Raw genomic sequence first — 20,039 nt, 5'->3', positions numbered from 1 at the left:
ATTAGTTTTTGTTATGCGTAGAAACGAGTTCCTACATCTTTACCTTCTAAGAGGTCAACAATTACATTTTTACGTTTACCATTGGCAATAAAAGTTGGAATTTCTTTACGTGCAGTTTCTTTTGCTATTTTAAGTTTAGATTTCATACCGCCACGTCCTTCGCCTTCAGCTTTTGTGTTTTTTTGAACATATTTTTCAACATTCTCATTATGACGAACTTCATTTAGTTTTTCTGAATCATCATCGTCCGGATGACCTGTATACAAACCATCGGTATCTGTCAATAAAATTAAAGCGTCTGCTTGGATTAATTCTGCAACAAGACTTGCCAACTCATCATTGTCACTAAACATGGACATTTTTAGCGAAACGGCGTCATCTTCATTTGCAATAGGTACTACACCTTCTTTCATTAAACCTTCATAACAGTTTATCATATTCTCACGATGTTTACCTGGTGCAAAGTCACGCTTGGTAGCCAAAACTTGGGCACAACGCATTCCGTAATCGTGAAAAAGGCTGTAATAGTGTCGCATCATACGCGGTTGCCCCACTGCAGAAAATATTTGTCTTCTTGTTGAAGGATCCTCAAATGAGCAATCACCCAAAACTTCTTTCCCGGCAATTGCTGATCCTGAAGAAACCAAAACAGGCTCGATATTATTTTCATGCAATTCGGCAATTTGTCGTACCAATTCATTAAGAATAGGTCCTACAATGCGATTGTCTTTATTAGTCATAACGTTGGTTCCTACTTTTATAACCACTCGTTTTTTACTCATCTCTTTAGTTTTAATTTAGTTTACTTTCCAAGCTCTGTTGCTCGGTTAAATGCTGCGTATGCAGCTTCTTTAATTAATTCTTTAATGTTATTATCCTCCATGCTATCTAGCGCAGCACGCGTTGTACCACCCTTTGAAGCTACTCTATCCATCCAACTGGTAGGTGATAGGTCTGAGTCGTTAAATAATGCAACGGCTCCTTCAAACGTTTGTGATACCAATACCTTTGAGTCGTTTTCTGAAAAACCCATCTTTAAAGCTGCTTCTAGCATAGATTGCATAAAATAAAATACATATGCTGGGCCGCTTCCAGAAATACCTGTTGAAGCATTTACAAAATTTTCATTTTCAACGTGTATTGCTTCACCGGTTGTGTCTAGTAGGTTGCGTACCATAATTAACTCAATACGGCTTACTTCTTTAGATTCTGTAAAAGAAGTTACTCCTTTACCCACTTTGGCTGGAAGGTTAGGCATAGTTCTAATAACTTTCTTAACGCCCAACCCTTTTTGAATGTTTTCAATTGTGACACCCGCCATTAATGAAACAAAAACTTGTTGATCATTAACTTGTTCTTTCATAGTAGCAAATAATTCATCACTATGATAAGGTTTAACGGCTACAAAAACTACATCTGCTTTTGGTAAACAGTCCTCTAATTTTTCATAGGCATCAAAATGCGGAATGGCACTTAACGCTTCAGTTTTTTCTGGCGAAACGTCAAATATCATTAAGTTTCTTCTATTTAAATAGGGCGATTGGGCCATACCCTCGGCGTAGGTTAATCCCATATTTCCTGCGCCTATCATTAATACTTTCATAATTTTATTTAATTGTTTGCACTAATAGCCGCAAGTATCATACGAGAATAGGAAAGATTTCAATTATTCGGAATAATTTGAGTTTATATTCCGATAAACCTAATAAAAACAAGGCTTAAGCGATTTTGTTTAAATAATTGTTAATTTTTTTAAGAAAAAACAGTAAATGCAGAAATGACAGTATTTATATGACAAAAAGGGATTTCTGCTAATATGGCAGAAAAAAAACGCCTTCAATTGAAGGCGTTTTTAATTTATTAAAAAAGAACTTGTTAGTCTCTTCTTTTATTGTCACGATTGCGATTATCTCGACCTTTATTTTGATTGTCTCGATTTCCGCCACCTTTTCTGTCTTTATAACCTTCAGGTTTTTGAAGCAAAGCTTTTCTAGATACTTTTTCTTTTTTAGTTCTAGAATCAAACCCGAAATATTTTACATCAATCACATCACCCATGTTTACAACATCGGTAACATTGTCTGTACGTTCCCAAGCCAGTTCAGAAATGTGTAATAAAACTTCATTTCCAGGAGCTTCAACATATTCTACAACGGCTCCAAAATCAAGAATTTTTATCACTTTTACTTCATATACACTTCCTACTTCAGGTTTAAAAGTAAGTGCGTCTATTTTTGCCAATACAGCGTCAATTCCATTTTGATCTGTACCAAGGATTTCAACAACTCCTTCTTCAGTTTCAGGGTCTTCATTAATTACAATGGTAGTTCCTGTCTCTTTTTGAAGTTCTTGAATTACTTTTCCTCCTGGGCCAATCAATGCACCAATGTATTCATTGTCAATTCTCACAGTAACCATTTTTGGGGCGTGTGATTTTACATCTGCATTGGGTGCAGAAATAGTGTCAGTTAATTTCTCAAGAATATGCAACCTTCCGTCTGCAGCTTGTTTTAAAGCTTTTACCAAAATTTCATATGAAAGTCCTTTAACTTTTATATCCATTTGACAAGCAGTAATACCATCTGCAGTACCTGTAACTTTAAAATCCATATCGCCTAAGTGATCTTCATCACCTAGGATATCACTTAATACGGCAAAATTTCCTGATTCGGCATCACTAATTAATCCCATTGCAATACCTGAAACTGGTTTTTTAAGTTTTACACCGGCATCCATTAATGCCATTGTACCACTACAAACGGTTGCCATAGATGAAGAACCGTTAGATTCTAATATTTCTGAAACAACACGAACGGTATAAGGACAATCTTCAGGAATCATTCCTTTTAAAGCACGTTGTGCTAAGTTACCGTGACCTATTTCTCTGCGAGAGGTACCTCTAATTGGGCGAGCTTCTCCGGTAGAGAAAGGGGGGAAGTTGTAGTGTAAATAGAATGTCTCTTCACCCTCAAAGCTAGGCATATCTATTTGGTTTGCTTCTCTTGAAGTACCAAGTGTTACTGTTGCCAAGGCTTGCGTTTCTCCTCTTGTAAATACTGCAGAACCGTGTGTAGAAGGTAAGTAGTCTACTTCACACCATATAGGTCTTATCTCGTCTGTTTTTCTTCCATCAAGACGTAAACCTTCGTTAAGTGTTAGGTCTCTTACTGCGGCTTTTTCGGCTTTGCTATAGTATTTTGAAACCAAATCACCAAAATCTTCAAGTTCTTCTTCAGTAAAAGAAGCTATAATTTCTTCTTTAATTTCGGCGAAGGCTGCTCCACGCTCTTGTTTTGCTGAACCTCCTTTTGCAATAGCGTATACTTTATCATACGCCATATCTTTGATTTTCTTTTCTAAGTCTGCATCTTCACGTTCAGGCTCATACTCACGAGTTTCTTTTTTTCCAAATGCTTCAGCAAGTTTAAGCTGTGCTTCGCATTGTTTTTTTATGTGTTCGTGAGCAAATTTAATGGCCTCAACCATTTCTTCTTCACTAATTTCTTTCATTTCACCTTCAACCATCATCACAGAATCTGCAGATGCGCCAATCATCATATCAATATCAGACTCTTCAAGTTGTGACCTAGTTGGGTTAATGATAAACTCTCCGTTTACACGACCTACACGAGCTTCTGAAATGGCACATTCAAAAGGGAAATCTGAAAGTTGAATAGCTGCTGAAGCGGCTAAACCTGCCATTGCATCTGGCATTACATCATCGTCGTGAGACATTAATTGAATCATCACTTGTGTTTCGGCGTGATAATCTTTTGGGAATAGTGGGCGTAGTACGCGATCTACTAGACGCATTGTTAAAACTTCACCATCACTAGGTCTTGCTTCTCTTTTAAAGAAACCACCTGGATAGCGACCTGCAGCGGCAAACTTTTCACGATAATCTACTGTTAATGGTAAAAAGTCTACATCACTTTGTTTGTAGTTTGAAACTACAGTACATAATAACATACAATTACCAGATTTTACAACAACAGAACCGTGTGCCTGTTTTGCTAATTTTCCGGTCTCGATAGAAATTTCTCTACCGTCGCCAAGGTCTATAACCTCTTTAAATACTTTAGGTATCATATTTTTGTTTTTCATTCTTGCACACCAGAAAGTGTGCAGTTAAAATTGGTCGTTGCTCGGTTATCGAGCAAAGGTTGTGTTGTTGTGGTGACCAATGAAAAACTAAAGTGTAGCTTTTTCTATATGTTCTACTTTTCAGTAGAAAAAGTTTCAAAATTTAACGTCTGAAACTTAAAAAGGGGCTAAAAAAGCCCCTTAAAAATTATTTACGTAATCCTAATTCTTTAACTATTGCACGATATCTCATGATATCTTTTTTCATAAGATAATCAAGAAGTGATCTACGCTTACCTACCATTTTTACCAAAGAGCGCTCTGTATTGAAGTCTTTTTGGTTGTTTTTTAAATGTTTTGAAAGGTGGTCAATACGCTTAGTGAAAAGTGCAATCTGACCTTCTGTAGAACCCGTGTCTTTTTCAGACTTACCGTGTTTTTTAAATAATTTTTCTTTTTCTTCTTTGGTTAAATACATGCCAATATTATTAAAATGATTTTTATGTACAGATTACCACTCTGGTAATCAGGCGGCAAATATACGCTAAAAAAGCATAATAGCATTGTTATAGGGGTTGTTTTTTTATTTTAATATAAAGCTGTTTTTAATTTGATAAAGATTGTTTTTAATTTATTAAATTTGTGCTGTGAAAATAAAGATTTTACATAAGTTTTCTTCTTTAATGTTGGCAGTATTAATTTTACTGTCTACCAGTTCTTTTGCTGTACAAAAACATTATTGCGGAGACTTTCTTATAGACTCATCTGTGTTTTCTTCAGTAGAAAAATGTAGTAAAGAGCCTTGCTCCGATACTTCAAATGATCAAATTGTACAGCCAGAATGCTGTAATGATGTGGTAAATATTGTTGAAGGACAAGATGCTGCTACCTATAAGTTTGATGATTTAGACTATGAACAGCAACTGTTTTTGGTTGCTTTTACAGGAACCTACTTTCATCTATTTAAGGATTTATCTTCACAAGTAATTCCGCATAAAAATTATACTTCACCTATCTTGATAACAGATATTCAGGTCTGTAATCAAGTGTTTTTAATTTGATTTTAAAATTTATAACCGCCATTTAACTAGGTGTTTTCCTTTACAGATTTAAGTGAAACAACATCTATTTTAAGCTTATTTATAAATTTTTAAAATCAAAAAATGATAAAATTAGTAATCACTTTTTTTACTTTTCTTATTACTTGTTTCGCATTTTCTCAAGACAAAGTGCAAGGCGTGGTATATGAAAAAGAAACAAATAATCCACTTCCTGGAGCCAACGTTTATTGGTTGGGTACCGAAGTGGGGGAGGTGACAGACTTTGACGGTGATTTTTCTATTTCCTATAAACACTCCTACAAAAAATTAATTGTGAGTTATGTGGGCTATACAACAGATACCATACAAGTTACAAATCCTTCAAAACAAATTAAAGCAACCTTAAGTTCTAAAAGTAACTTAGATGAAGTAACGCTGGTTGCAAGAAAAAAAGCTACTTCAAGATCCTACATAGAAGCAGAGAATGTTATTAACGTGAGTAGTGATGAATTGCTCAAAGCTGCTTGTTGTAACCTGTCTGAAAGTTTTGAAACCAACCCATCTATTGATGTAAACTTTGCAGATGCCATTTCAGGTACACGGCAAATAAAAATGTTGGGACTTACCAGTCCATACATCCTTATTGCAATGGAAAATATCCCGACTGTTAGGGGAGCAGCTCAAGCCTATGGTTTAACGTTCACGCCTGGAACATGGGTAGAAAGTATTCAAATAACCAAAGGTGCTGGAAGTGTTGTAAATGGATATGAAAGTATCGCAGGACAGATAAACGCAGAGTTGCAAAAACCAACAAATGATGATAAATTATTTGTAAACCTATACGGTGCAAGTAGTGAGCGTTTAGAACTTAATACGCATTTTAATACAAAAATTAATGATAAATGGAGTACAGGGGTTTATTTGCACGGAAATACCCATCAAAAAGAACATGATGTGAATGATGACAATTTTCTAGATATGCCTTTGTATAATCAAGTAAATGTGATGAATCGCTGGCAGTATACAGACACTGAAAAAGGCTTTGTAGGTTTTTTCAACTTCAGGTATCTCAACGATGAAAAACAAACAGGAGAGTTAGATTTTGACCCGGAAACAGACAAATTAACTACCAATGCTTGGGGAAGTGAGATTAATACTGAGCGGTATGACATTTCAGGAAAATTTGGGTATGTAAACCCAGAATTGCCATGGAGAAGTGCAGGACTGCAATTTGCTTACAGCAATCACCAACAAGATTCCTATTTTGGGTTGCGTACTTACAATATTGAACACAATAGTATATATTCAAACTTTACATATAATTCAATCATCAGTGATTCTAGACATAAGATTAAAACAGGTATTAGCTTTACTTATGATAAATATGATGAACTGGTTGAAACTACTACCTACAACCGCATTGACAACTCTGTAGGAGCTTTTTTTGAATACAATTTTGACGATTTAGAAAATATAAATCTTACTGCAGGGATGCGAGTAGATAATCATAATAGATTAGGGTTTTTTGTAACACCAAGACTTCATGTAAAGTATACACCTTGGGATAAATCTGCCTTTAGAGCATCTATAGGAAGAGGAAAACGTTCAGCAAACATTTTTGCCGAAAATCAAAACCTATTTTCAACCTCAAGAGTTATTAGAATAAACCCATCTTCTGAAGGAAGTATTTACGGTTTAGAGCCAGAAATAGCTTGGAATTATGGCGTGTCTTATCTCCAAGGCTTTAATTTATTCGGAAATAAAGCAGATGTAACCTTTGATTATTACAGAACAGATTTTCAAAATCAAGTTGTAGTAGACTGGGAAAATCCTCGTGAAATTTCTTTTTACAACCTAGAAGATGAAAGTTTTGCAAATAGTTTTCAAACCGAATTTAATTATAATCTATTTGAAGGTTTTGATGCGCGTTTAGCATATAAATACTATGATATAAAAACTAAATATCAAACCGGAAAAAAGATAAAGCCATTAACTGCACAACATCGATTTTTTGCCAATGTTTCGTATCAAACGCCTGTTAAAAATAATAGTCGATGGAAGTTTGATGCAACCTACAATTGGTTAGGGAAACAACGTTTTCCGTCAACTGAAAATAACCCTATACAGTTTCAGTTACCAAATTTTTCTCCAGAAGTTAATACCTTAAATGCGCAAATAACAAAGGTGTTTTCGCCAAAATTTGAAATCTATGTAGGAGGTGAGAATATAACAAATGTAAGACAAAACAACCCTATTTTGGGTGCAGAAAATCCGTTTGGTTCAAACTTTGATAGCACATTTGTATACGGACCTATTTTTGGTAGTCTTTATTACGCAGGAATACGATATAGAATTAATTAGTAATATTAAATTTTAAAAAATACAATTATGAAAAATATAGTAAGTTTAATTATTTTGTTAGTTACCACATTAACCTTTGCTCAAAACAAAAATGCAAGAGCAACACTTTTAGTAGATGGTGTTTGTGAGATGTGTAAAGAAAGAATAGAAAAGGCCAGTATTAAAACCAAGGGCGTTAAAAGCGCAATTTGGGATGTTCAAACTCATGAACTTAAATTAATTTATAATGAAGAGAAAACAGCGTTAAATACCATTGCGCAAAGTGTACTGGCAGTTGGTCACGATGTAGAAAATTTAAAAGCTACAGATGAAGCCTATAATAGTGTGCATCCTTGTTGTAGATATAGAGATGAAGTGGTTAAGGATGACCATAAACCAAAATCACAGACAGAAAAAGATGACGAGTAAACCAAAATGTGTTATACTAAAAAAGCAGCCCGATTGGGCTGCTTTTTTTATGCTGTAGCTTCTCTCATAGGTCTATTGAGTATTAAATCTAAATATTGATTAATACGAAGCTTTAAATCTTTACGATGTGTGATAAAGTCTAAGAAGCCATGATCTTTTACAAATTCAGCAGTTTGAAAACCATCAGGTAATTCTTGCCCGGTGGTATCTCTTACTACTCTAGGACCGGCAAAACCAATTAAAGCACCAGGTTCGCTAATGTTAATGTCTCCTAGCATGGCAAAAGAAGCGGTTGTTCCTCCAGTTGTAGGATCTGTACATAATGATATGTAAGGTATTCCTGCGTCTGCAAGTTGAGCTAGTTTTACACTTGTTTTTGCCATTTGCATAAGCGAAAAAGCAGCTTCCATCATTCGTGCTCCACCACTTTTTGAAATAATCATAAATGGAATTTTCTTTTTAAGCGAATAGTCTGCGGCACGTGCAATTTTTTCACCTACAACGCTTCCCATAGAGCCACCTATAAAACTAAAATCCATACAAGCAATTACAATCTCTTTCCCCATAGACTTTCCAACGGCAGTTCTTACAGCGTCTTTAAGACCGGTTTTTTTCTGTGCGTCTTTTAGGCGATCAGGATATTTTTTCTTGTCTTCAAATTTTAATGGATCTTTTGCAACAAGGTTTTTATCTAGTTCTTTGTACTTATTATCGTCAAAAAGTAATTGAAAATACTCATTACTTCCTATTCTTACGTGATAGCCATCTTCAGGGCTTACGTAAAAATTATTTTCCAACTCTTCAGAATCTACAATTTTCCCGGTAGGAGACTTGTACCATAAACCTTTTGGTACGTCTTTTTTTTCTTCCGTAGGGGTTTGAATTCCTTTTTTTGTTCTTTTAAACCAAGACATAGTTGAGGAGATTTAAGTTTATAATGTATTTACATTGTTAAGGTCTTCAAAAGCTTTTTTCAGTCGTTTTTTGAATGAAATTTCACCTTCGCGTAACCACTTTCTTGGGTCATAATATTTTTTGTTGGGAACATCATCACCTTCAGGGTTTCCTATTTGTGTTTTTAAATAATCAATATTGTTGACCATATAATCGCGAACACCTTCATTGAAAGCATATTGCAAATCGGTGTCAATATTCATTTTTATTACACCATAACCTATTGCTTCTCGTATTTCTTCTACTGTAGAACCGCTTCCGCCGTGAAATACAAAATCAATAGGATTGTGATTAGTGTCATATTTTTTCTGAACGTACTCTTGTGAATTTTTAAGAATAATAGGAGTTAATTTTACGTTTCCTGGCTTATAAACTCCGTGTACGTTTCCAAAAGCAGCTGCAATAGTAAATTGGTCACTTACTTTCATAAGTTCTTCATAGGCATAGGCAACTTCTTCGGGCTGTGTGTAAAGTTTTGAAGAGTCTACTCCTGTGTTGTCTACACCGTCTTCTTCACCACCGGTAATACCTAGTTCAATCTCAAGGGTCATTCCCATCTTACTCATTCGCTCTAAGTATTTTTTTGAAATTTCTATGTTTTCTTCAAGAGGTTCTTCAGAAAGATCAATCATGTGCGAACTGTATAACGGTTTTCCTTTTTCTTTATAAAATTGTTCACCAGCATCAAGTAAACCGTCAATCCAGGGTAATAATTTTTTGGCTGCGTGATCGGTATGTAGAATTACAGTTGCGCCATAAGCTTCGGCTAAATCGTGTATGTGTTTTGCTCCTGCAACGCCACCTAAAATTGCTGCTTTTTGGTTTTCATTGTTCAAACCTTTACCGGCATTAAAATAAGCCCCTCCGTTTGAAAACTGAATAATAACAGGAGAATTTAATTCTGCAGCAGTTTCTAAAACTGTATTTATAGTGTTTGAGCCTACTACGTTTACAGCCGGCATAGCAAACCCTTTTTCTTTAGCGTATTGATGTATTTTTTGAACTTCGCGTCCGGTAGCTACACCGGGTTGAATGGAATGATTCATAGTTTACGTTATTTTAAGAACAAAAATAAGAATTTTTAACGGGTTAAAAGGGATAGTTTATGCCAATATTATAAACCGCATTTTTAAAGTTATAATCTTTAAACCATCGTTCACCCACAGCTCTTGCCGGGTTGTGAGTTTTAAAACCAATATCAAAACGAAGTACAAAAAAACCGAAGTCATATCGCAACCCAAATCCTGATGCTACACCAAGCTCTTTTATATCTTCAATGCCATTGAACTTAAAAGCTTCTCTTTCTTCATTATCAAACACATTCCATATATTACCTGCGTCAACAAAGAAAGCACCTTTAAACGCTCCTAGAATGGTGTATCTGTATTCTGCATTAAAAGCTAACTTGAAATTTGCTTCATTAAAATCTAAAATCCCGCCGCTGCTTCCGGGGCCTAAATCATACGCACGCCATCCGCGGTTATCATTGGCTCCACCTGCAAAGTAACTGCGGGTAAATGGAATGCTGTTGCTGTTTCCGTAGGGCACAGCAATACCGCCAAAAGCTCTTACGGCAAGAATGTTGTCATCGTTAAGCTCCCAGTGTTTGATGTATTCTGTCTCTCCTTTAATGTATTGAGAGTAGGCTACGCCAAGAGTTTCATAATTGCCATTTGCGTTTTTTTCTTGTCCTGTTGCTCTAGAGGCAAGTGACAAAAAGTTTCCGGCACTCTCAAGTTTCCACCGTAAACGAGAAAAACTATTGTCATAAATATTTTCACGAGTATCGCGTGTCCAGGTAAAATTGGAGGCAAAAATAAGGTTGTCTTCAGTTAATCTGAATTTTCGTTCGGCAATGCCTAAAACTTCACTATAAATATCACGAGATACCGAGCTTGAAGTGTTTCGGTCCAAAATGTCATCTATAAATTGCTCAGCTTCATCAGGAATGCCAAGTCTAGGGTCATCTGGAGTTGGATCGTCAAAGTCATAGCCTATTTCTCGAGCAATTTCATTTAAACGTCGATAGGTGTTTTTATACACATTAAAATAGTTGTCTGTGTTTAAATTTCGAACGTATTGAATGTTTGCTAGATTAAATTGATTGGTTCGTATTTTGGAAGGTTTCCATCTATAATTAAAAATAGCGTTGATGTTTTGACGGTCAAGACCTATGTTATTTTGAGCGCTAAAACCAAGGCTTATTTCAGTAGAGGGAGACATGTATTTTTTGATAAACGAATCTGTATTAAACGGAAATAAAATACGTGGAAACGATAATTTTACATCACCACCTACATCAGAAGTGTTAAAAAAGCCGCCACTTTTATCTGCTGAAGAACCTACACTTCCTCTTCCTGAAATTTCTAAAATTTCAGCTCCTCTAAAGACATTTCTAATTAAAAATGTTGAGCTAAAACCAATGCCAAATTGTTGAATTGTTGAGGTATAAGCGTCAAAGTCTACCCCCAAGTTATATTTCTTTCTAGGTGTTAAAAGTATGGTAGAGATTAGCTTGGTTCCTGTTGAATCTCGTGGATCGTCTTGATAGCTAATATTTGGATATTTAAATACTTTTAAATCATTAATTTGATTGTAAGTAAGAGTTCTGTCAATATCTTTAAAAATTGAATCTGGAGCTATCGATATTGCATCTGTTATGGCTTTTGGGGTATATTTTAACTTCTCAAAACTATACAGCTTATAGCCGTTGTACTCAACAGAATCTGTTGGGGTTTTATTTCTATTTTCATAGCTGAAATCTGTAACAATGCGTACTTCATTAACTGTATGCACTTTAAAAGGCTCTGTGTATGTGCTGTCTCCTTTTGTAACTTCTCTATTAGGAATTTGGTATTTTATATTGGCTTTGTGACCAGTGTTTACGGTATCTGCCTCAAAACCCACATAATCTTGGTCAAAATGAAACAAACCAGAATTTCTGAATTGAATTGTTAATCGATCTCGTTCATCAACAAAATCATTGGCGTCATACTGTTTTCCAGGTTTAATAAAGGTGTTATTTATAGTTTCTTTAAACAGCGAATCAACTACAGGTGAAGCAATTTCTTTGGTTATGGAGTCTACAATATAGGGTTGATACCTCTTTACATTGTAGGTCATTGTTGCTCGTTTCTTTTTCTTTTCAAGCGGATTAATACTATAACTAGCTTCTGTGTTGAAATAACCGTAACTGGCGTAGTAACGTTCCAGACGTTCAGCAGATTTATCTGCCTTTTCTTTGTCAATAATAACAGGTGCGTCTCCAGATTTTTGAAGCCATCTGTTAAGACCTACATAGCTGTTGCCTAGCTGGTTTACCTGTTTTTTTGAAATAAACTTTATTAAACGTTCTTCCCGTTTAGGGTTTTTATGTAACCACTTTTGAAAAGTAGAATCTGGATAGGGATCTGCTAAATTATAAATATGCAAACCAAAAGGAACTCCTATTAAAGGTATTTTGGGATTTGGTTTTTGTTTTAACTGGCTGTACACACGATTGTCTTTTATCTCTAGACTGTCAACAATAATTATATTTTCAGTAAGCAGAAATTTATCGTCCGGTACACGCTTAACGGCATTACAGGATAAAAACAGGGTAATTACTCCTAAAAATAATGCTATTTTTGTGAGGGTTTGGGTCAAAGGTTTAGGTTTACTTAATTTCAAAAATACTATAATTTGCCAAGTAAAAGTCAAATAAAGCTAATAACGAGCTTACAGCAAAAAAAGTACAGAGAAAAATACAGACTTTTTGTAGCTGAAGGCCCAAAAGTTATTTCAGAGTTAATTAAAGAACAGCTTGAACTTCATTCTTTCTTTTCTGTACAAGAAACTGAAAGTAGCAAAGAAAACCATTTTCTTGTGTCTCAAAAAGAGCTTCAAAAATTAAGTTCTTTAAAAACAGCCAATACTTCTCTTGCCGTTTTTAAAATACCTTCAGAAAAACATATTAAAAATCAAGGGTTAACCATTGTACTGGATGCTGTGCGAGATCCGGGGAATTTGGGGACGATAATTAGATTGTGTGATTGGTTTGGGGTCACCCAGCTCATTTGTTCAAAAGATACTACAGATTGCTACAACCCAAAAGTGGTGCAAGCTACCATGGGTTCTTTGGCTCGAGTTTCTATTTGTTATACAGACATTCAAAAATTTATTGCAGAAAGTTCACTTCCGGTTTATGGAGCGTTTATGGAAGGCAAAAACGTATACACGCAAAACCTCTTACAAGATGCTATACTTGTTATGGGAAATGAAGCAAATGGCATTTCAGAAAAAATTGAAAAATTAATTACCGAAAAAATAAGCATTCCTCAGTTTGGAAATCAAACTACCGAAAGTTTAAATGTAGCAACTGCAACGGCTATTTTATTAAGTGAATTGAAGCGTTCTATTGAAAGGTAAAGTTGATAAAGATACCTCGTGTAGACATTTGTTCTATGTTACTTGTCCAAGGGCTGTTAGGGTCTTGATCTCTTACTAATTCATCGCTGGTAGCAAACACACCTCGTATTGATGGGGTAAACTTAAAGTAGTATAAGTAAAAATCTACACCAAAGCCTATTTCAAAATAATTGGTCCCCTTGGTCATTCTAAACTCTCCTGCAGAATTGTCTTGAGGGTTGTCTTCATTACTAGATAAATTCCACGAAGAGGAAATACCACCAACAATAAAGGGCTTAAAATTATTTATACGTTTTGTAGAAAACTTAAGCAATAACGGAACGTGAATGTAAGTTGATTTTACCTCACGCAGTATGTCTTTTTCATCTTCAAAACCAGGGAAACGTAGATTGCGTTGAGTATAATATAGACCAGGTTCTAGTCTTAAGTTAAAATAGTTGTTTATACGCATATCACCCACTAGACCAACATTAAAACCTGCATCTCCTTCTACAAGAATATCGGTTCTGTTATTTGGATTTTCGTTCTTATACTCAAACTTAAAGTCATAACTATTAAATCCTAAAAAATATCCCCACGTAAGAAATCGTTTATCAAATGTTTCTCGGTTTGCCAATCGCTCTTTGTCAAATAGTTGTGCGTGTGCGCTTTCAGCAAATAGTAGAATGGCAAGTACAAAAAATAGTTTCTTCATATTATTTAGTAGCTGTGTAAATAGTGGCTACGCCAAAAGTTTGTGGTTTATTTTTCACTTCTATAAACCCAATTTTACGTAAAATATTGTTGAGAGCTTCACCATGAGGAAAAATAGATGCACTTTCACTTAAATATTTATAAGCAACCTTATCTTTTGAGAAGATACTACCAATCAAAGGTAATATGCCTTTTGCATAAATTGTATATCCTTGTTTAAAAGGAAATTTGGTAGGTACCGATGTTTCTAAGATTACAAAAAGTCCTCCTTTTTTTAATACTCGTAAAATTTCAGAAAGGCCTTTTTCAAGGTTTTCAAAATTTCTCACTCCAAAGGAAACTGTAATAACATCAAAAGAATTGTCTTCAAATGGCAACGCTTCAGAATCTCCTTTTACAAAGGAAAGGTTTTTTTCATAGCTTTTGTTTTTTACCTTCTTTTGAGCTACCGAAAGCATCCCTTCTGAAAGGTCTAAACCAATAATTTTTGAAGCTTGGGTTTTTTCAGCAAACTGAATGGCAAGGTCTCCTGTTCCGGTTGCGATATCTAAAATGCTTTCCGGGTTTGTATTGGCAACCATTTTTATTACCTTTTTTCTCCATTTAACATCAATACCAAAAGAAATAACGCGGTTTAAGCCGTCATACTTCCCAGAAATGGTGTCAAACATTTTTTCAACTTGCTGCTTTTTGTTTTCAGCAGAGTCTTTGTAAGGAGTTACTTTTTTTTCTGAATTCATAGCGGTAACAAAGCTACATTTTTTTTGGTATTTGCAAGTAACTCTTTCAGTAAAAGAACATAACCTTTGTCATTCACTAATTATAAATTATTTAACTTTGCAACACTTATTTTATAAGACATTATGAAGATTATTATTGCTGGTGCCGGCGAAGTGGGATTTCATTTAGCTAAGCTGCTTTCCTTCGAGTCTCAGGATATAACACTTATTGATACTAATAAAGAATCTATAGCCTATGCAGATACGCATTTGGATATTCGAGTGGTTAAAGGAGATGCAACTTCTATTTCGGTTTTAAAGGATTCAAAAGTAGATTCTACAGATTTAGTTATCGCTGTAACATCTAGTGAGACTACCAATATTACCGTTTGTGTTTTAGCAAAACAATTAGGAGCAAAGCGAACTGTAGCGCGTATTTCAAATACCGAGTTTATTGATAAAAAAGAAGAGGTTGGATTTACACGCTTTGGTATCGACGAACTTATTTCTCCTGAGTCACTTGCCGCTAGCGAAATCGCTTTATTATTAAACCAAAGTGCATTTAATGATACCTATGAATTTGAAGAAGGAGCACTTACCATGATTGGTTTAAACCTGCCTAGAACAGCTGTTTTTGTGGGTAGAACAGTAAAGGAAGTGGGGCAAAAATATTCAGATTTAAAATATGTTCCGCTGGCAATTCAACGTTTTGGTACACAATATACCCTTATACCACGAGGGGATACTCAGTTTAAAGAAGGAGACCAAGTCTATTTTACAACTACTGAAAAAGGAGTTGATGAAATATATCAATTAACAGGAAAAGTAAAGCAGGAAATTAAAAATGTAATGATCTTGGGCGGAAGTAAAATAGGCTATAAAACCGCAAGAGATTTATGTAAAAATAGCTTTAAGGTAAAATTGATTGAGAGCAATAAGGATAAAGCATTTGATATTGCAGATGATATTCCTAGTTGCTTGGTTATTAATGGTGATGGCAGAAATGTAGATTTACTTCAAGAAGAATCTATAAATGAAATGGATGCTTTTATTTCTGTAACAGGAAATAGTGAAACCAATATAATGTCGTGTTTGGTGGCAAAATCTAAAGGAGTAAAAAAGACCATCGCTCTTGTTGAGAATATGGATTATTTTCAACTCTCACAGTCTATTGGCATTGATACATTAATAAATAAAAAATTATTAGCAGCCAATAATATTTTTAGGTATGTTCGCAAGGGTGAAGTAGTTGCAATGACCAAGCTTAACAACATGAATGCAGAGTTGTTGGAGTTTATTGTAACACCTTCTTCAAAAGTTTGTGATAAGAAAATAAAAGATATAGATCTTCCAAGGTCTGCAATCATTGGCGGGGTAGTAAGAGAAAATGAAGGCATCATTGCTTTAGGTGATTTCAGAATAAAAAATGGAGACCGTATCGTTATTTGTTGTTTACCACAATCAATTGCCAAGGTTGAAAAACTATTTGTTTAATGCGATCCTTTTCAAGGCTTAATCTAAAACTTATACTTCACTTGCTCGGTTTACTTCTTGCAGTAAATGCGGGGTTTATGCTGTTATCTGCTCTGGTAAGTTATATTTATGATGATGGCGTTGTATTGCAAATGTTTAATGCTGCTATTGTAACATTGGCTATTGGTAGTGTAACTATGCTAGTTACAAAAAACCACCGAAAAGAAATTCAAAAGAGAGAAGGTTATATTATTGTAACTTTTGGATGGCTGTGTATGTCTATTTTTGGTACACTGCCTTATTTATTTACCGGTGCTATTCCTAGTATAACCAATGCCTTTTTTGAAACAATGAGTGGGTATACCACTACAGGGGCATCAATATTAAGTGATATAGAAAGTATTCCTGAGGGAGTATTATTTTGGCGCAGCATAACACACTGGATAGGAGGGATGGGTATAATCGTTTTGGCTATTGCTATTCTTCCTTTATTAGGAATTGGTGGGATGCAATTGTTTTCTGCGGAAGCACCAGGTCCTGGAGGCGATAAATTACACCCTAGAATTACAGATACAGCTAAGCGCTTATGGGTTATTTATGTATCATACACACTTATTGAAACTTTACTGCTGAAACTAGCAGGAATGAGTTTTTTTGATGCTATTAATCACTCGTTGAGTACATTAAGTACGGGAGGTTTTTCTACCAAAAACGCAAGTGTAGCTTATTGGAACGATCAACCAATAATACAATATATTATCATAATCTTTATGTTTTTGGCAGGTACCAACTTTGTGTTAAGTTATTTTGCCTTTAAAACTAAGTTTTCAAAAGTTTTGCAAGATGATGAATTTAAGTGGTATACCATTGCTATTGTATCTTTTACCGTAATAGCAACACTTTTAATCTATTTTAAAGCTGATATTTCGCTTTCGTCAATAGATCATCCTATGGTTTGGGGAAGATTTGAGAGTGCTTTGAGACATGGATTGTTTCAGGTTTTAGCAATAGTAACAACTACCGGGTTTGTCTCTGCAGATTATACATTATGGACTCCTTTTCTAGCGGTTTTCTTCTTTGGTTTAATGTTTTTAGGAGGTTCGGCGGGTTCTACAGCAGGAGGAATAAAAATAGTGCGTCATTTGATAATGATTAAAAACGGAATTTTAGAATTTAAAAGGTCGTTACATCCCAATGCTATTTTACCGGTACGTTATAACAATAGGGCTGTAGGTCAACCTATCGTTTATAATATTTTAGGATTCTTTATTTTGTATATGCTTTCCTTTATTATGGGTGTTTTGGTGTTTTCTTGGTTGGGATTAGATTTTAAAACAGCTCTAGGAGGTGCTGCTTCTACTCTAGGAAATGTGGGGCCGGCTTTAGGTGACTTAGGTCCTGTGAATAATTTTGGGGCGCTTCCAGCGGCTGCAAAATGGTGGGCATCTTTTTTAATGTTGATAGGTCGTCTTGAATTATTTACTGTATTAATTTTACTTACCCCTTTCTTTTGGCGTAATAGGTAAAATTAAACTTTAACCAAAACCTTATCGGCGAGCTCTCTTGCTTTTTTAGTTGCATCATTAACAGAAGCTTCAAGCGAGTCATATGTAAAAACAATTCCCATTCTTCTATATGGACGCGATGTTGGCTTTCCAAAAATTCTGAAATCACATTTACTTTCGGCTGCAACCTTGTCTAGACCTTCATAAGTAGGGTTTTCTGAAAAATCAGGTGCTAGTATTACAGCATTAGCTCCTATTCGTTCTTGTGTTACTTCTGGTATAGGTAGTCCTAAAACAGCTCTGGCATGTAGTTCAAATTCATTAAAATTCTGTGTGTTAGCAAGAGTGACCATTCCAGTGTCATGAGGTCTTGGTGATAATTCAGAAAAATATACACCGTCATCTGCTACAAAAAACTCAACTCCCCAAATTCCGGCTCCAGTAAGTGCTTCGGTTACTTTGGCTGCCATATCTTGAGCTGTTTTTAAGTGAGTACTCTCCATAGCAGCGGGTTGCCAACTTTCCATATAGTCTCCTCGCTCTTGTCTATGGCCAATTGGCGGACAGAATAGTGTTTTTCCATTGCGCTGCGTTACGGTTAACACAGTAATTTCATAATTAAAATTTACAAATGCCTCTACAATTACTTCGGCAACATCACCTCGTGAGCCTTCTTGTGAGTATTGCCAAGCTTTTGCTATATCGGCTTCGGTTTTAATAGTGCTTTGTCCTTTTCCGCTTGAAGACATTAAGGGTTTTACAACGCAAGGCATTCCTATTTCTGAAACTGCTTTTTGCAAACTTTCGGCTGAGGTGGCATAACGATAATCTGCGGTTTTTATACCTAATTCTTTTGAAACCAAATCACGGATTGATTTTCGGTTCATGGTATAATTTGCTGCTTTTGCAGATGGAACTACTGTGAAGCCTTGTTTTTCGTATTCATAAAAGCGCTCCGTACGAATGGCTTCAATTTCAGGAACAATATAGTCAGGTTTATGTTTTTCTACGAGGGCATCTAGAGCATCACCGTCGAGCATGTTTATAATTTCAAAATGATCTGCTACTTGCATGGCAGGAGCGTTTTTATAACTATCTACTGCTATAATTTTTTGACCTAGACGTTGTGCGGCAATGGTAAATTCTTTGCCTAACTCACCGCTGCCCAATAAAAGTATTGTCGCCATTGTAAAATAGGTTTAGCTTTGTTAAGAAAGAGTTTCTTTAATTCGCTTCAAAGCTTCAATTATATCGTTTTCTGAAGCTGCATATGATATTCTTATACAATTTGGGTCTCCAAAGGCTTCTCCTGTAACTGTTGCTACTAATGCTTTTTCTAAAAGAAGCAATGAAAAGTCGGTAGCGTTATTAATCTTCTTGCCGTGTAAAGTTTTTCCGAAGAAACTTGATATATCTGGAAATACATAGAAAGCACCTTCTGGTTCATTGGTTTTCATACCTGGTATTTCAGAAAGAAGGTCTAAAATAAGTTTTCGTCTGCTTTTAAAAGCAGAAACCATATATTGAATTTTTTCTGGAGATTCTTCTAAGGCTGTAATTGTAGCGCGTTGAGCAATACAATTGGTACCACTGGTTACTTGACCTTGCATTTTGGTACAGGCTTTTGCAATCCATTCTGGAGCGCCTATAAAGCCAATTCGCCAGCCGGTCATTGCATATGCTTTTGATACTCCGTTTACCGTGACGGTACGGTCATACATATCGTCAAATTGAGCCATAGAAGCGTGCTGTCCAGTAAAGTTTATATGTTCATAAATTTCATCACTAACAACAATTATGTCTGGATATTTAACGAGAACGTCTGCTAGCGCACGTAATTCTTCTTTGCTGTATACAGAGCCACTTGGGTTACAGGGAGAGCTGTACATTATCATTTTTGTCTTTGGGGTTATAGCGGCTTCTAGTGCTTCTGGAGTAACTTTAAAGTCACTATTGATATTGGTTTTTATCTCAACCGGAACTCCTTCTGCAACTTTCACAATATCGCTATAACTTACCCAGTAAGGAGCCGGCAATAATACTTCATCTCCTTCATTAAGCAGAACTTGAGCAATATTTGCAAGAGATTGTTTTGCCCCTGTTGAAACAACAATTTGTGTAGGTGTATAATCAAGGTTGTTATCTCTTTTAAACTTTTTGATAATAGCTTGTTTCAACTCTCCATAACCATCAACAGGTGTATAAGCGTGGTAATCGTCTTCAATTGCTTTGATGGCTGCATCTTTAACAAATTCAGGTACAGTAAAATCTGGCTCACCTAGGCTAAGGCCAATAATGTCTTTTCCTTCTTCTCTAAGTTCTCTAGCTTTTGCTGCCATTGCAAGGGTGGCAGAAGTGGCCATTTTATTTACGCGGTCAGAAAGTCTTTTATTCAT

The 20,039-nt window shown here is 35.4% G+C and carries 17 protein-coding genes; 6 read left to right on the top strand and 11 right to left on the bottom strand.

The genetic code is table 11. The features are described from left to right. Positions 1 to 11: 11 nt before the first annotated feature. The 4 genes from proB to rpsO all read right to left on the bottom strand — a co-directional run bounded on the left by proB (position 12) and on the right by rpsO (position 4,561). Positions 12 to 782 (bottom strand): glutamate 5-kinase, encoded by a 771-nt coding sequence (proB, locus tag INR76_RS01500; RefSeq protein ID WP_223108899.1) that lies wholly within the window; start codon positions 780 to 782, stop codon positions 12 to 14. A 20-nt stretch (positions 783 to 802) separates the two neighbouring features. Further along, entirely contained in the window at positions 803 to 1,603 is an 801-nt protein-coding gene (gene proC, locus INR76_RS01495; protein WP_223108897.1) for a pyrroline-5-carboxylate reductase, read from the bottom strand. Positions 1,604 to 1,875: 272 nt separating this feature from the next. Beyond that, positions 1,876 to 4,089, bottom strand: coding sequence for a polyribonucleotide nucleotidyltransferase (locus tag INR76_RS01490; RefSeq protein ID WP_223108895.1), 2,214 nt, complete (start codon positions 4,087 to 4,089; stop codon positions 1,876 to 1,878). A gap of 202 nt (positions 4,090 to 4,291) precedes the next feature. Beyond that, the gene (gene rpsO, locus INR76_RS01485; RefSeq protein WP_223108894.1) at positions 4,292 to 4,561 is read right to left on the bottom strand and encodes a 30S ribosomal protein S15; all 270 of its coding nucleotides are present in this window, start codon (positions 4,559 to 4,561) and stop codon (positions 4,292 to 4,294) included. A gap of 169 nt (positions 4,562 to 4,730) precedes the next feature. On the opposite strand from rpsO, the gene INR76_RS01480 reads away from it, so the two are divergent. From INR76_RS01480 to INR76_RS01470, 3 genes are all read left to right on the top strand, one after another. Next, complete coding sequence (locus INR76_RS01480; protein WP_255592742.1) at positions 4,731 to 5,144, top strand: hypothetical protein; 414 nt, start codon at positions 4,731 to 4,733, stop codon at positions 5,142 to 5,144. Positions 5,145 to 5,246: 102 nt separating this feature from the next. Next, the gene (locus INR76_RS01475) at positions 5,247 to 7,484 is read left to right on the top strand and encodes a TonB-dependent receptor (protein ID WP_223108892.1); all 2,238 of its coding nucleotides are present in this window, start codon (positions 5,247 to 5,249) and stop codon (positions 7,482 to 7,484) included. A gap of 27 nt (positions 7,485 to 7,511) precedes the next feature. Continuing rightward, on the top strand, positions 7,512 to 7,892 hold the full coding sequence (locus tag INR76_RS01470; protein ID WP_223108890.1) for a heavy-metal-associated domain-containing protein: 381 nt from the start codon (positions 7,512 to 7,514) through the stop codon (positions 7,890 to 7,892). A 47-nt stretch (positions 7,893 to 7,939) separates the two neighbouring features. On the opposite strand, the gene accD is transcribed toward INR76_RS01470, so the two are convergent. Genes accD through INR76_RS01455 form a run of 3 tightly spaced genes read right to left on the bottom strand, consistent with a single transcriptional unit; the run spans position 7,940 to position 12,491 of the window. Then, positions 7,940 to 8,806 (bottom strand): acetyl-CoA carboxylase, carboxyltransferase subunit beta, encoded by an 867-nt coding sequence (gene accD / locus INR76_RS01465; RefSeq protein ID WP_223108888.1) that lies wholly within the window; start codon positions 8,804 to 8,806, stop codon positions 7,940 to 7,942. A gap of 18 nt (positions 8,807 to 8,824) precedes the next feature. Continuing rightward, on the bottom strand, positions 8,825 to 9,892 hold the full coding sequence (fbaA, locus tag INR76_RS01460; protein WP_223108887.1) for a class II fructose-bisphosphate aldolase: 1,068 nt from the start codon (positions 9,890 to 9,892) through the stop codon (positions 8,825 to 8,827). 43 nt (positions 9,893 to 9,935) lie between these two features. Continuing rightward, positions 9,936 to 12,491: a BamA/TamA family outer membrane protein gene (locus INR76_RS01455; RefSeq protein WP_223108886.1), complete on the bottom strand. Its 2,556-nt coding sequence runs from the start codon at positions 12,489 to 12,491 to the stop codon at positions 9,936 to 9,938. 36 nt (positions 12,492 to 12,527) lie between these two features. Here INR76_RS01455 and INR76_RS01450 point away from each other — a divergent pair, with 36 nt between their 5' ends. Continuing rightward, positions 12,528 to 13,253, top strand: coding sequence for an RNA methyltransferase (locus tag INR76_RS01450; RefSeq protein WP_223108885.1), 726 nt, complete (start codon positions 12,528 to 12,530; stop codon positions 13,251 to 13,253). On the opposite strand, the gene INR76_RS01445 is transcribed toward INR76_RS01450, so the two are convergent. Together INR76_RS01445 and ubiE are read right to left on the bottom strand one after the other, a co-directional pair. Beyond that, positions 13,240 to 13,947: a porin family protein gene (locus tag INR76_RS01445; RefSeq protein WP_223108884.1), complete on the bottom strand. Its 708-nt coding sequence runs from the start codon at positions 13,945 to 13,947 to the stop codon at positions 13,240 to 13,242. The two genes, INR76_RS01450 and INR76_RS01445, sit on opposite strands and share 14 nt — an antisense overlap. 1 nt (position 13,948) lies before the next feature. After that, positions 13,949 to 14,686: a bifunctional demethylmenaquinone methyltransferase/2-methoxy-6-polyprenyl-1,4-benzoquinol methylase UbiE gene (gene ubiE / locus INR76_RS01440; protein WP_223108883.1), complete on the bottom strand. Its 738-nt coding sequence runs from the start codon at positions 14,684 to 14,686 to the stop codon at positions 13,949 to 13,951. 123 nt (positions 14,687 to 14,809) lie between these two features. Between ubiE and trkA the strand changes: the two genes are divergently transcribed. Continuing rightward, positions 14,810 to 16,159 carry a Trk system potassium transporter TrkA gene (trkA, locus tag INR76_RS01435; protein ID WP_223108882.1) on the top strand — a complete coding sequence of 450 codons (1,350 nt, stop codon included), beginning with the start codon at positions 14,810 to 14,812 and terminating at the stop codon, positions 16,157 to 16,159. Next, entirely contained in the window at positions 16,159 to 17,664 is a 1,506-nt protein-coding gene (locus INR76_RS01430) for a TrkH family potassium uptake protein (protein ID WP_223108881.1), read from the top strand. Before trkA ends, INR76_RS01430 begins: the two co-directional genes overlap by 1 nt. 2 nt (positions 17,665 to 17,666) lie before the next feature. Here INR76_RS01430 and purT read toward each other — a convergent pair whose 3' ends face one another. Together purT and INR76_RS01420 are read right to left on the bottom strand one after the other, a co-directional pair. Beyond that, complete coding sequence (purT, locus tag INR76_RS01425) at positions 17,667 to 18,830, bottom strand: formate-dependent phosphoribosylglycinamide formyltransferase (protein ID WP_223108879.1); 1,164 nt, start codon at positions 18,828 to 18,830, stop codon at positions 17,667 to 17,669. A gap of 21 nt (positions 18,831 to 18,851) precedes the next feature. Further along, on the bottom strand, positions 18,852 to 20,039 hold the full coding sequence (locus INR76_RS01420) for a pyridoxal phosphate-dependent aminotransferase (RefSeq protein WP_223108877.1): 1,188 nt from the start codon (positions 20,037 to 20,039) through the stop codon (positions 18,852 to 18,854).

The sequence above is a fragment of the Marixanthomonas sp. SCSIO 43207 genome, assembly GCF_019904255.1.
Lineage (GTDB): Bacteria > Bacteroidota > Bacteroidia > Flavobacteriales > Flavobacteriaceae > Marixanthomonas.
This window is presented reverse-complemented; position numbering and strand designations above follow the sequence as displayed.